Annotated in this window: 9 protein-coding genes; 4 read left to right on the top strand and 5 right to left on the bottom strand. The window is 38.4% G+C overall.

Annotated features, from left to right (window positions below):
• Window positions 1-94 precede the first annotated feature (94 nt).
• Window positions 95-838 (bottom strand): response regulator, encoded by a 744-nt coding sequence (locus METBO_RS12750; protein WP_013644942.1) that lies wholly within the window; start codon window positions 836-838, stop codon window positions 95-97.
• Window positions 839-1064: 226 nt separating this feature from the next.
• Window positions 1065-5549, bottom strand: a complete 4485-nt coding sequence (locus METBO_RS06735; protein WP_158304894.1) for an Ig-like domain-containing protein — start codon at window positions 5547-5549, stop codon at window positions 1065-1067.
• A gap of 222 nt (window positions 5550-5771) precedes the next feature.
• On the opposite strand from METBO_RS06735, the gene METBO_RS06730 reads away from it, so the two are divergent.
• A complete protein-coding gene (locus METBO_RS06730; RefSeq protein ID WP_162467467.1) occupies window positions 5772-6287 on the top strand; it encodes a hypothetical protein in 516 nt (171 codons plus the stop codon).
• Between the two features lie 357 nt (window positions 6288-6644).
• Here METBO_RS06730 and priS read toward each other — a convergent pair whose 3' ends face one another.
• The 3 genes from priS to METBO_RS06715 all read right to left on the bottom strand — a co-directional run bounded on the left by priS (window position 6645) and on the right by METBO_RS06715 (window position 9500).
• The gene (priS, locus tag METBO_RS06725) at window positions 6645-7622 is read right to left on the bottom strand and encodes a DNA primase catalytic subunit PriS (RefSeq protein WP_013644938.1); all 978 of its coding nucleotides are present in this window, start codon (window positions 7620-7622) and stop codon (window positions 6645-6647) included.
• A gap of 53 nt (window positions 7623-7675) precedes the next feature.
• Complete coding sequence (locus METBO_RS06720; RefSeq protein WP_013644937.1) at window positions 7676-9061, bottom strand: DNA primase; 1386 nt, start codon at window positions 9059-9061, stop codon at window positions 7676-7678.
• Between the two features lie 187 nt (window positions 9062-9248).
• Complete coding sequence (locus METBO_RS06715) at window positions 9249-9500, bottom strand: SANT/Myb-like DNA-binding domain-containing protein (protein ID WP_013644936.1); 252 nt, start codon at window positions 9498-9500, stop codon at window positions 9249-9251.
• A gap of 408 nt (window positions 9501-9908) precedes the next feature.
• Here METBO_RS06715 and metG point away from each other — a divergent pair, with 408 nt between their 5' ends.
• From metG to METBO_RS06700, 3 genes are read left to right on the top strand one after another with little or no spacing between them, the layout of a single operon-like run.
• Window positions 9909-11885: a methionine--tRNA ligase gene (gene metG, locus METBO_RS06710; RefSeq protein ID WP_013644935.1), complete on the top strand. Its 1977-nt coding sequence runs from the start codon at window positions 9909-9911 to the stop codon at window positions 11883-11885.
• Complete coding sequence (locus METBO_RS06705; protein ID WP_013644934.1) at window positions 11882-13450, top strand: DUF530 domain-containing protein; 1569 nt, start codon at window positions 11882-11884, stop codon at window positions 13448-13450. The genes metG and METBO_RS06705 overlap by 4 nt, the downstream gene beginning before the upstream one ends.
• A gap of 29 nt (window positions 13451-13479) precedes the next feature.
• A complete protein-coding gene (locus tag METBO_RS06700; RefSeq protein ID WP_013644933.1) occupies window positions 13480-13938 on the top strand; it encodes a helix-turn-helix domain-containing protein in 459 nt (152 codons plus the stop codon).
• Window positions 13939-14120 lie beyond the last annotated feature (182 nt).

Below are 14120 nucleotides of genomic sequence, written 5' to 3'. Positions count from 1 at the left end.
AAAGGTTTATATTTTAACTTATTTTATTTTTTATACCATAAACTTTGTTATAGTTGTAATTATAAAAAAACAAGTGCAATGAAAAGAGGATTATTTAATGTTCTGTATTTAAATCAAAAATAATTCCATCGATATGAGTAATTTCACCCTCATCCCCATAGACGGGTTGACCCATTTCATGGAAATAATTTATTTTATTATTATTTCGGATTCTGTAGTTCATTGTGAAGGAAACCTTTGAGTTCAATGAATTATTCATTGTGTTTAATACATTTTCCTGATCTTCTTCTATAATGAACTGTTCTAGAAAATGACCTTCAAAATCAGTTAATTCTCTTTCACTTAGCCCAATTATAGATTCAGATGAGCCATTAATGAAATTTACTTTTTTATCTTTAACAAAGAACCGATACAACAACCCATGCAGATTGTCCAAGACTTCGTCTTTAATCTCAACCCTTTTTTGCCTTTGATATGTATCAATGGCAGTTTCTATTGTGAATTTTAGTTCCATCTCATCTAAAGGTTTCACCAAGTACCTGAACGGTTTAGTAGTTTCAGCCTCTTCAATTAACTCATGGCTTGAATATGCTGATAAGTAAACCACCGGCACATCTATCTTTTTTTGTATTTCCCTAACTGTCTCAATACCGTTCATTTTTCCTGCTAATTGAATATCCATTAAAATTAAATCAGGATTTAAATCAACAACATTATCTACAGCTTCTTCACCAGTTTGAAAATGACCAACAACCTCAAATCCAAGTGACATTAATTGTAGAGTAGTTCCCACTCTTAAAATTCCCTCGTCCTCTACAATCAATATTTTTCTAGACATTGATTTGATTTAGTTATTAATGTTATTAAAATATTTTCCATAAATTAGTCTATAAATATAAAATATTAAAATAAACTGCTGATACTCAAGTTTTCTCTTTTAACAGAAATGTAAATCCTAAAAATAGAAATTTTAAATTACTGGCAATTAAATCATTATAATTTAAATATAGTCCTTAAAAAAAAAAAATAACCCTAGAAATAGGGTTCCCAATTGGGGTTAAAGTTTATTTCCTTTTATTAGATACAAAAGCTCCGAATATCATCACTAATGCCATGAATAGCATTGGCAATGGTACACCTGTTCTTTGCATTGGAATAGTGCCAACTTCAGTCTGATTTTTTACTTTTGTTGGAGTCACATTCTTAACTGGATCATCAACCGGTGTCATAGTAATATTAACTAGTACTACGTCACTTCCACCTTTACCATCGCTCACAATTATTGTGAAGCTGTCAGGGCCATTGTAGTTTGCATTTGGTGTGTACGTGTATGTACCATCAGCATTAACAACGACTGTACCGTGCGTTGGGTTAGTGTTCTTGGTATAGGTTAATGTATCTCCATCAACATCTGTACCAGTTACTTTTCCAGTTGCCTGGGTATCTTCGGGTATGGTTTGACTGTCTCCGGTGCCAACAGGGGCATCATTAACTGGTGTTACATCGATTGTAACAGTGACTACGTCACTTCCACCTTTACCATCGCTCACAATTATTGTGAAGCTGTCAGGGCCATTGTAGTTTGCGTTTGGTGTGTATGTGTATGTACCATCAGCGTTTACTACAGCTGTACCATGGCTTGGATTAGAGTTTTTGGTATAGGTTAATGTGTCTCCATCGACATCTGTTCCAATTACTTTTCCAGTTGCCTGGGTATCTTCCGGTATGGTTTTACTGTCTCCGGTGCCAACAGGGGCATCGTTAACAGGTGTTACATCTATTGTAACAGTGACTACGTCACTTCCACCATTACCATCGCTCACAGTTACTGTGAAGCTGTCAGGGCCATTGTAGTTTGCATTTGGTGTGTATGTGTACGTACCATCAGCATTTACTACGGCTGTACCGTGGCTTGGATCTGTGTTTTTGGTATAGGTTAATGTATCTCCATCAACATCAGTACCAGTTACTTTACCAGTAGCCTGGGTATCCTCAGGTATGGTTTGGCTGTCTCCGGTGCCAACAGGGGCATCATTAACAGGCATTACATCTATTGTAACAGTGACTACGTCACTTCCACCATTACCATCGCTCACAGTTACTGTGAAGCTATCTGGTCCATTGTAGTTTGCATTTGGTGTGTATGTGTACGTACCATCAGCATTTACTACGGCTGTGCCATGGCTAGGATTAGTGTTTTTGGTATAGGTTAATGTGTCTCCATCAATATCTGTTCCAGTTACTTTTCCAGTAGCTTGGGTGTCCTCTGGTATGGTTTTACTGTCATCGTTACCTATTGGTGCATCGTTGACTGGTGTAACGTTAATATTTACGGTGACTACGTCACTTCCACCATTACCATCGCTCACAGTTACTGTGAAGCTATCTGGTCCATTGTAGTTTGCATTTGGTGTGTATGTGTACGTACCATCAGCATTTACTACGGCTGTGCCATGGCTAGGATCTGTGCTCTTGGTATAGGTCAATGTGTCTCCATCAACATCTGTTCCAGTTACGTTTCCAGTAGCTTGGGTATCCTCAGGTATGGTCTTACTGTCATCGTTACCTATTGGTGCATCGTTGACTGGTGTAACGTTAATATTTACGGTGACTACGTCACTTCCACCTTTACCATCGCTCACAATTATTGTGAAGCTGTCAGGTCCATTGTAGTTTGCGTTTGGTGTGTATGTGTATGTACCATCTGCGTTAACAACGGCTGTACCATGGCTTGGGTTAGAGTTTTTGGTATAGGTTAATGTGTCTCCATCGACATCTGTTCCAGTTACTTTTCCAGTAGCTTGGGTATCCTCAGGTATGGTTTTACTGTCATCGTTGCCTATTGGTGCATCGTTAACAGGTGTTACATTGATTGTAACAGTTACTGTATCTGTTCCACCATTACCATCGCTCACTGTTACAGTGAAGCTATCTGGTCCATTGTAGTTTGCGTTTGGTGTGTATGTGTATGTACCATCTGCGTTTACTACAGCTGTACCGTGGCTAGGATCTGTGTTCTTGGTGTATGTTAATGTGTCTCCATCGACATCTGTTCCAGTTACTTTTCCAGTAGCCTGGGTATCCTCAGGTATGGTCTTACTGTCTCCGGTGCCAACAGGGGCATCATTAACAGGTGTTACATCTATTGTAACAGTGACTACGTCACTTCCACCATTACCATCGCTCACAGTTACTGTGAAGCTATCTGGTCCATTGTAGTTTGCGTTTGGTGTGTATGTGTACGTACCATCAGCATTTACTACGGCTGTACCGTGGCTAGGATTAGTGTTCTTGGTATAGGTTAATGTGTCTCCATCAACATCTGTTCCAGTTACTTTTCCAGTAGCCTGGGTATCCTCAGGTATGGTCTTACTGTCTCCGGTGCCAACAGGGGCATCATTAACAGGTGTTACATCTATTGTAACAGTGACTACGTCACTTCCACCATTACCATCACTCACAATTATTGTGAAGCTATCAGGACCGTTGTAGTTTGCATTTGGTGTGTATGTATACGTACCATCTGCGTTTACTACGGCTGTACCATGCGTTGGGTTAGAGTTTTTGGTATATGTCAATGTGTCTCCATCGACATCTGTTCCAGTTACTTTTCCAGTTGCCTGGGTATCTTCTGGTATGGCTTTACTGTCTCCGGTGCCTATTGGTGCATCGTTGACTGGTGTTACATTGATTGTAACAGTTACTGTATCTGTTCCACCATTACCATCGCTCACAATTACTGTGAAGCTGTCAGGGCCATTGTAATTAGCATTAGGCATGTACGTGTACGTACCATCAGCATTAACAACGACTGTACCATGCGTTGGGTTAGAGTTTTTGGTATATGTCAATATGTCTCCATCAACATCAGTACCAGTTACCTTACCTGTCGCCTGAGTATCCTCTGGTATGGTTTTACTGTCTCCGTTGCCTATTGGTGCATCGTTGACTGGTGTAACGTTAATATTTACTGTGACTATGTCACTTCCACCTTTACCGTCACTCACAATTACTGTGAAGCTGTCAGGGCCATTGTAATTAGCATTAGGCATGTACGTGTATGTACCATCAGCATTAACAACGACTGTACCGTGGCTAGGATCTGTATCTTTGGCAAATGTTAATGTATCTCCATCAACATCAGTACCAGTTACTTTTCCAGTAGCCTGGGTATCTTCTGGTGTGGTTTTACTGTCTCCGGTGCCAACAGGGGCATCGTTTACAGGGGTCACGTTAATATTTAAATTTCCTGTGGCGGTGTTACCTGTATTATCACTTGCAGTGTAAGTTATAGTTGGAACTGGTCCATTATAATTACTTGCTGGAGTGAATAAATAACTACCATCAGAATTAATCACTATCTTTCCAACTCCAGGTATGTTCACAGTACCAGGTGCATAGGTCGTACCGTTTATTACGAAATTCACTACTGTGACAGGTCCATCTGGATCTGAAGCAGGTAAATTTCCAGATATTGGTGTGTCTTCAGGTGTTGTTTTAGAGTCGTTGTTAGCAGTTGGTAAACCATCAACAGTTGTTATAACTGGTGGGGCTTGATTGTTATTAGTATTAGGATCAGTAATTCCTGAAGGTACCTGTACACTAGCTGTGTTGGTTAAGGTTCCTGTTTTTGTTGAATTAACAATTCCAATTATGGTTAAAGTCACATCTTCTCCATTTGCGAGAGTTACTCCTGTCCATGCACCTGTTACTGGGTTGTAAGAACCTTCACTAGGTGTGTAACTGGTTGCAGTAAATCCTGCAGGTAAGTTGTCTATCACAGTGAATACATCACTGGATATTATGCTTGAAGGACCATTGTTGTGTACTGTTATGGTGTAAGTTAAATTTTTACCAGCCACAACTGGGTCTGGACTGTCCGATTTGGAAATTGAAAGATCAACAGGGGCTTCTAATTCCCATAAAAACTCTAATCCATCAGCTTGACTGTCTGCACCAACACCCCACCATGAAAAAGTCACACTGGTTATGTTAGTTCCCATTATCTGAACAGTTCCTGCTGCTGTTCCTCCCAATGGATCCATGGATGCTTCAGTACTTGTAGAACTGATGGTAACACCCGGTGTTCTCTGGATGGTGCTGCTTGTAACTTCAAAACTTGTTGGTCCTGATAATTTAGTTAAATACATTCCCGAGTTAAGAAGTGTTAAAAGAGCTGATGACGATGTAATTGTGCCTCCATTTTGCAAGTTACCACCTATTCGGTCTATGTATAAAATAGGATTGTTCACTGGTCTGTTGAAGTTGAAAGTTATGGTTCCATTGTTAGCTTTGGTCAGTGTGTTCCAGCTTAGAGTTACTTCTAAAGAACTGTGTCCAGCTGCTGAAGCGTTACTCCAAAAAGCGGTATTTGTGTTGGTGGTACCTGTGGGTGTTGCAGTAACTGTAGCAGCACCATTGTGTTTTTCTGTGAAATTTACTTTTACTGGTCCTGCTGTGGAATTGTAAACTCCATTAGAACCACTCCAGGTGCCTGTCATATTTGCAGCACTTGAAGTACTCAATATACCAAAGAACATAAAGGCCATTATTACCATGAAAATTGTTACCTTTTTGATCTTTTCACCTCCTTTTTGTTTATTAGCCCATTAATCACAATTGAATAAAGGGTATTATTAGTAGGAGGAATTGATTTAAAAAACAGAGGCTCATATGATTAGTACACATGATCACATAACAAAAAGAGTTATATAACATAATTTTTTTTAAACAATATATTCACTTTAATAAAAATTATCATGGGTGATTGGTTGAAAAGGATTACAATATCGATTGAATCTGAATTGGACATGAAATTCAGAAAAAAAGCTTCACAGAAATACCAATTTGAAAGAGGATGGTACAGCATTGCAGTAGCAGAAGCCATGACTTACTGGGCAGAAGGAAAGGATCAAGAAATAGCTAGCAACAAATCAGGACCAAACACTCCATTAAAGGATCATTTAGATCAAGCCATGCTGGACAAAATAAATTCAGAGTTGAACTTGGAAGATGAAAACTTGTTTGAAAATTTTGAAAGCTTGATAAACCACATAAACAATGACACTCAACACAAGTTATTAATTGAACGTGAAAAAGGTAACATAGTCATAAAAATGGGGAATGATAATGTTTCAGATTTAAAAACAAATTTAGAATCGTTCATGTTTTTATATCGCAGTCTCGGGGTTATTTTGTCAGCTTTAGAAGAAACATCCAAGGAAAAATTTGGTATCGTAGGCATGGGGGAAATACCTCCTGTTTACATAAAAAAAATCACAGACTGAACAAAATAATTGTAGAAAGTTTTTAATTGTTTAAAACCGTTTTAAAGTATTTTAAAGGGTGAATTGGACAATTTACTTGATTTTATGTTTTATTGTTTTTTCTATGATTGGTGTTACGTTTCACTTAAAATTATATTCCATTGGAAACATATAATGAACTAGAATATTTATCAAGAAGGGGTTGATATTATGGTAGTGAAAAATAAGGTATGTAACACCCGTAAAAAACAGCGCAGATTACTTCAAAAGTATATTAAAGGTAAAAAACCAGTTAAAGCCGTTGAAAAATGTAAAATATGATTTAAATTTTTTTTTATTTCCTAAGGTCACTATCTAAATTATCTACCAGATTCTAACCTACTTTCTTTCGTATACAAATTTTGGTACGGCCTCTTTGAAGGGATCGAAATCTTCGATACTTTTAACTTCCATGCATTTCATGCTGACCATAGAATGCAGTGAAGATGGTAGTCTGAGTATTCTTTTTAGATCTATGGAAACCTTAGCATCAACCAAACTCATGTTCAAGGCAGCAATACCTTTTACAACCTTTTTATATCTTTGAGGTCCAATTTTACCCTTGAAAACACCCCATTGATTGTTAGCTATCAGATTTCTGTTTTTTAAAACATCACTTAGGAGTTTTTTATTCACATCATCTAACTGGGCTTTTTTGTTAAGATGAAGTATGGTGAACTTAACACGATCTGTAAATACTTTAGGATATCCAAAAGGAACAACGAAGTGTTCATAGGAAACCCTTTCAAAATCGAGACTAAACTCATTTTCAGGAACGTCTGCACCGACAATATACTTCACGATCTGGGCTCTGACATCACTGTCTGCTTTGAGCACAGTTGGATCGAGAATCCTCAAATGATATCCTCTGCCTGAGTAAACCACATGTATATCCTTCAGCCCAAGATCACCCTTCAACACATCGATTAGTCCGCATACTATTTCTCTGGCTTCGTTTAGACATATCTCACATACACCCTCACATTCACAGGTTCTAACTGGTATGTCCTTGGCATCAACATCGAAAACTAATTCTGCACCGTTCCATCCATCTCTTCTCTGGGGTTTGTCATAAAAAGCCACAGATGAGTAGGCTGCAAAGGGTGTTCGAACCTTTAAAAAACGTCTGAGAAAATCAGGTGTCCTAAAGATCTTGTAACGATCGTTAGGTCCCCTTCCTACATGGTCGAAACCAAATTCCCTATCTTGAATAGTGTCGGATATGAAATCCGGAACCTGTTTAATGTTCCATTCCTCTTTATAATACCTTTTCCTTTCTTCAGGTGTTGCAGGAGTTAAATATTCTATTTTTACCATCTCACACAGTTTTTTATTATTATCCACATTTATTATTATTCTTATCAAAAAACTTATTTAGAGTCCTTCTGAGTTTTAGAGGTTTTGGCTTCTGTTTTCCCTGCTTCATTTCCTGTTGACTGTTGGGATTCTTTTCTGATTATCCAGGTCATTCTGTTGTAGTAGGACAGGGGGTTGCCAATTTTTTTACAGTGTTCATCTGGTTTACAAAGACTTGGAAGGTGTAGTTTAACCTTTTCACAGCTCATGGGTGTGTACCAAGTTGTTTGTCCTTCGTTTTTAAGATCAGCTGTTTCATGCATACCAAAACCAAGTTTGGCAATGAGGTTCACCTTGTCCTGTGGTTGGTCTTCGAACAATGGAGGTGTACACCTCTCTGCAGCTCCGAATATGAGGGGCATTACCTCACCTTCAACCACGCTGAGATTTGGGTCGATGTCCGATACTCTTTTGCTTATGTTTTCGCTAAACACAGATGGATAGAGTCTGGCATAGGATATGAATGGCGTTAAAAACATGATTATGGCATCGTTACGTCCGCCTGATTTAATTCCTTCCATAACATTTTTGACGCACGGTGGAAATGCCTTGGGATTTAAGGCTGAAGCTCTGATACTTCCTCCCCTTGAACCTCCTCCGAATCCATATGATCTTGCAGATTCTGCCAGAACCTCTGAGATTTTGTCTGCCAGTTGCAGTAGTATGGGGTTAGGTTCAATTTCCCGTTGGGACTTTGCTGAAACATTGGAAATGTAATCCTCAGTGTTTTGCATCACCATTTTGATCATGACCAGTTCCTTTACCCTGGTTCCTATCAATGCTTCGTACATTTTATCTGGTTTTCTTCCATGGATCTTTGAACTGAATCTTTCTAGGAAATCATCCTTGTCGAGGATCACTTCTCCGTTGTCCAGTATCATTTCATGGAGTCTGAGTTTTTTTGAGCCGAGCAATTCTTCAAAAAAGGTCCATCTAGGGTGTGAAAGACTCACAACACTGTTTAGTATGTTGTTCACAGCAAGAGTTTGCTCTGATTTGGATAGTTTACCTAACCTGTACTCCATGATCTTTCCCTGTGATTCAACAAGGACTCTGCTTTCCCTGGAGTTTGAACCGTATTTGGCTCCAACAGCTTGGCAGAGAAGGTAGTAGGATATTATATCAAATTTGTATATTTCTGGGTTGAAAAGAAACTCGTATATGTTGTTGTCAAAGTTTCTATCGTTTTTCTTTTTAACGTACCACTCGATCCTTTTAATTGCTAGATCGATGTAGTTTCGTGGTATGAATGAATCGTCTGATATTTCCTGGGATCTGCTTTCAGTAACAATGCTTATTAACTCGTCATTATCTGCTAAAACCCTTTCAAAATCTCCTAACTCACGAACAACATTCTTTCCCTCGTCTGAAAGTGGATTTATAAATGCTACTGATAACATGATATTTCCTTTGCACTTTAAATATAAAGTAACTTATGAGAGCGTGGGATAACAACTTAAAAATAACAATAAAATTTACCCCTATTCATAAAACTAACCATGAGTAAATTATATTTTTAGGAATCTCAAAAGTTTCTGATTCTTCTTTAAAAAAATTATACCTGTGTATACCTTGAATTTAGTGTATTTAGCTTAATATGGATGGTTCCAGGGTGTAACCACTTATGATTGATATTACTATGATGGCCAGGTTTAAAAGCACTTTCATAGGATTCAATGTGAAACCACGATTACTGTAACGTGTTGCACAGGATTTTTCACTTCTGTTTAACATTACTCCAATTTCCTTAAAGTTGTATCCTTCCTGACGTAACTCACACATTTTAATATCTTCTTCAAGTGTCCATCTATATCCTAAACGGCTGTCATTTTTTTTCATCACTATTCTTCCCTTTCATGATTTCCTTTAAATTGTCTTAGGATAACATTGTCAGATATCAAATATACAAATTTCCATTGATGCCCGAAAGAAAGTGTGAAATTAACTTCATATTTAATAATTTTTTTGGAATTTGTTAAGGGTTAAATAAAAACATATATAGAATAATATTCGATACATTTATTGAGTATATTAATGATATCATAAATAATATAAATTGGTTCTTGTATTCTACAAATCAACTAGTTTGTACCATTAATAAAACAGATTTTAAAATGATACCATTTATTTAGAGATTCATTAAAGATTCTTTAAAAATTTATTTAAGGATATATTAAGCTTCTAATTATCCTAGTTTTCCATTTGATTTGACTCATTAAAACCATAAAATTATTGGAGGAATTTAGTTTGACCAAGGTACTTATTTCATCAGCACTTCCCTATGCAAACGGACCGTGCCATCTGGGACACCTCAGATCCACCTACATACCTGCAGATATATATGCCAGGTACAACAGGATGAAGGGAAACGATGTACTTTTTGTATGTGCAACGGATGAACATGGAACACCCATAGCTGTCAAGGCAGAGAAAGAAGGTAAGCCGCCTAAAGAAGTAGCAGGCAGATACCATGAGATGATAAAAACTGATCTAGAATCATGCAACATATCACTCGACAGCTTCACCAGGACAACAGATCCCAAACACTACGAAATATCACAGAACTTCTTTTTAAAACTCTATGAAAAGGGTTATATCTACGAAAAAGTAATAAAACAACCCTACTGTGAAGAGTGTGGCAGATTTTTACCGGACAGGTACGTGGAAGGAACCTGTCCATTTTGTGAAACAGAAGGTGCAAGGGGAGACCACTGCGAAAGCTGTGGAAGACACTTGGAACCAACCCAACTTTTAGAACCTCAGTGTCAAATATGTGGCTCAACACCAGAGATCAGAGAATCCAAACAGTACTTCTTCAAACTAAGCCACTTCCAAGACCAACTTCAAGAGTGGATAGAAGGAAACCACGAACTACCACCAAACGTCCGAAACTATGCACTACAATGGCTTAAAGAAGGACTCAAAGATTGGATACTCACCAGGGACATGGAATGGGGAATACCAGTACCCCTTGAAGGTGCAGAGGGAAAAATTATCTACGTGTGGGGAGAAGCATTTCTAGGCTACATATCCTCGGCAGCCCAATGGTCTGAAAAAACAGGAAAACCATGGGAAGAGTACTGGAACGACAGACCACTACACTTCATTGGTAAGGACATAATCTACCACCACAGCATATTCTGGCCAGCACTCCTCATGGCCTACGGATGCAAACTACCCTACACAGTTATAGCAGGAGAGTACCTCTCCCTGGAAGGCAGTAAAATGTCAACCAGTAAGAACTGGGTTATATGGGTATCGGATTTCATAAAGAACTTTGACAGCGACATACTAAGGTATTACCTTGTTGCAAACGCCCCACTATCTAAGGACACTGACTTCTCATGGGACGACTTCCAGCGAAGGGTTAACGACGAACTTGCAGATGTTATAGGAAATTTCCTACACCGAACCTTCACCTTCACAAACAGGTTCTTCGATGGAAAACTACCAGCACCTGGAGAGTTTGATGACTACGACAGGGAATTTGAAACCAAGATCAAAGCGTTACCAAAACTAGTTGGAGGGCTCATTGAAGAGTTCAAGTTCAGAGAGGGAATGATGGAAATAATCAAACTTTCCAAGTACGGTAACAAGTACTTCAACGACAAAGAACCATGGAAAGCTGTTAAAACTGATAAGGCAGGTGCAGCAAACTGTTTATACTTGGCCAATCAACTGGCTAAAACTCTTGCAGTCTCACTCACACCATACCTACCTGTTAAAACCCTTGAAATATTTAAAACACTCAAAATCGACCCAGTTCTAAATTGGGATGATGGAGCAAAGTTCATGGAAGAGGGCCATGAAATTGCCGAACCAAAACCAATCTTTTTAAAGATAGAAGATGATGTTATAAACGCTCAAAAAGAATTACTGTACGAAAATTTGAAGGAAGAAGAAACAATGAAGGAAGAAGTATCAATAGACACATTCGCATCCATGGATCTCAGAGTTGGACAAGTATTAGAAGCTGAAAATGTTAAAAAATCAGACAATCTACTCAAACTAATGGTGGACATTGGAGAAAGCCAGATCCAAGTGGTTGCAGGAGTGGCCAAGAAGTACACACCAGAGGAAATAAAGGGAAGAAAGGTAATAGTCCTTACAAATTTACCACCAGCCAAACTGTTCGGCATCAAATCAGAGGGCATGTTGCTTGCAACCGACAACATGAGTCTTTTAACTGTTGAAGACGCTGATGTTGGTGAACAAATAAAATGAATGAATCAGTACTGATTGCAAAAACAGAAAAATTCCTAGACGGAATAAGACGCAACCCCCTTAAAATTGACAACATCAACAACTTCAAAGACTTCATAAACATCTACCACCAGCTTAAAAACACCTTGGACGACTTGTTAGAACTGAGGGATACCATGGAGATCAAGGGTTACAAAACACCCTATAAATCTCTCATGAAGTACGGCAGAACAAGCAAATCAGAGATGAAGGTTGATGACATCTACGATGTTAACAAACACACACAGTACTTCAGAATGAATGCTGCAGCTAAAAAGAACATACTCGACAGGGTTAAATCTGCCATTGCATCCCATAAAATAGCAATTGGACATCTTGAGGAGTACGCAGTATTTTCCTGTGGAAACTGTGGTGAGAACATTAACGGCCACGAACTTGAAACCCTGGTAAACGGCAACTGCAAATGTGGCTCAGACCAGATACAAATGAAAGTGAATGATCAAGGTATTTACAGGCTTGAAATCATCAACTACCTCCCACTTTCCGGGGATTATATGGTTAAGATGAGTGAACTCAGCCCCCTAGGAAGGGATGCTTTTAGAAGAATAGTGAGAAGCCTCAAACAGGAAAAAAGAGGGATTGTCAAAACAGTTTCCATGGTTATCAAGGTGTTCCAGGGAGATAGATGGGTTAGAAAACGTGTTAATATTGATGCAGACGATCAGATGAACTACGAACGTGAAATACGTAATAAATACGGATCAGATGCAAGAATAGAGTTCATGCAGTTTCACAGGAAAAAACCATCACTCATAAATGATAAACATGTTCAAACTGCCCTTTCCATAGCATACGTTAGACTAGCCGAAAACAAAGCCGGCCAAGTTTTTGGAAGTGTGTTGGAGGCCAATATAACGAACATGAACAAACTTGAACGTTACGATCACGTGTTGAAGGAATCAAGGGAACTTGCAAGGAAACTGGTTGAAGATCCAGATGATATTGAACAGATCAAAAAGGAAATACTCGAAGACAGACTCTTCAAGGAAGGACTAGAAGAGAATGGTAAGCTCGATAAAGAACTTAGAAAGGACATAACAGTCCGTGAAAAGTTAAGATCTGAGATCTACCTGGAGGTACCGCGAATACTCATACTCTGGGATATACTCAGATGGTACATCACATCAAGCTTCGACAGAAGAAACAAGTATGTAGGACCCTTCCCAAACATCAGACCATCACTAGACACTAACCAGCTCAGAGCCTTTGAAGACTTCAATCCCGATGTAGTGGAAATCTTAAAGGGATACATGCACGAGAAAATTGAATACGTTTCAAACATGAAGAATGTCCTCATGAAAAAATTTGAAATAGAAAACAAGATGAAGGGCCTTCACGTTAAAACCAATCCCAATGCAGCTGGAGCAGCACTTTTAAACACCGAAGGCAAACTACCGCTTGAAGCAGCTGCTAGGGTGTTCAACACAGACCCTAAAGATGTAGAAGCTGAAATAACTAAGTTTAAAACCTTCGGAAAACCCCAGACTAAGAAGGCTAAAAAATTCCTTGATTTAATAAAGAGTTAATAATATAAATTTTTAAGAGTTGATTTCATTTGACGGAAATACTGTACATCAATGAACCGCTTTCATCTAGAAAGATTATGGAAGTGCTGGACAACAACCCTGATCTAAAGAAGATCAACTGTCCCATAAGTATCTACTCCAGAATAGCTAAGAAGTACATCGAAGCACTGGATGAACTTGGTATAGAGGTGGAACCAGTACTTAAAAGAGGCAGGCCTAAGAAGTACAGCTCTTCAGAGGCCTCAAAAATTCAGGTAATGCTTGATAAAGGTGAGAGTCCCAAGGAAATTTCAAAGAAACTCAACCTCCCAGTGAAGACAGTATACTACTTGAAAAACAGCAGCCTAAAAAGGGGTCGTAAAGTAAAGTACAGTGCAGAAAAAACTAAAGAGGTTAAAAGACTCTACAGCAAGGGAATGCCCGCCAAAAAAATCTCTGAAAAACTTAAAATACCACTTAGAACAGTTTACCTACTCTTGAAACGTTGATAAATCTATTCTTTTAATATTTTAAACATCTTATGTAGATCGGCTGAGAAGTTTTAGATGGATTGATTTCCTATTTTTGATTTATATTTTCAACCATTCTCATGAGGTAGCTCATCATCTCCTCCCTTTCGGAGTTTGTAAATCCCTGAAACAGTTTTTCATTCCATTTTTTGGATAACTTC

This window comes from Methanobacterium lacus (genome assembly GCF_000191585.1).
In the GTDB taxonomy this organism is placed as follows: Archaea; Methanobacteriota; Methanobacteria; order Methanobacteriales; family Methanobacteriaceae; genus Methanobacterium_B; species Methanobacterium_B lacus.
This window is presented reverse-complemented; position numbering and strand designations above follow the sequence as displayed.

What these genes read in the sequence shown, in the direction of transcription:
- METBO_RS06705 (WP_013644934.1), top strand. Translation starts at nt 11,882, where the DNA reads ATGAATGAATCAGTACTGATTGCAAAAACAGAAAAATTCCTAGACGGA.
- METBO_RS12750 (WP_013644942.1), bottom strand. Translation starts at nt 838, where the DNA reads ATGTCTAGAAAAATATTGATTGTAGAGGACGAGGGAATTTTAAGAGTG.
- METBO_RS06715 (WP_013644936.1), bottom strand. Translation starts at nt 9,500, where the DNA reads ATGAAAAAAAATGACAGCCGTTTAGGATATAGATGGACACTTGAAGAA.
- priS (WP_013644938.1), bottom strand. Translation starts at nt 7,622, where the DNA reads ATGGTAAAAATAGAATATTTAACTCCTGCAACACCTGAAGAAAGGAAA.
- METBO_RS06735 (WP_158304894.1), bottom strand. Translation starts at nt 5,549, where the DNA reads ATGGCCTTTATGTTCTTTGGTATATTGAGTACTTCAAGTGCTGCAAAT.
- METBO_RS06720 (WP_013644937.1), bottom strand. Translation starts at nt 9,061, where the DNA reads ATGTTATCAGTAGCATTTATAAATCCACTTTCAGACGAGGGAAAGAAT.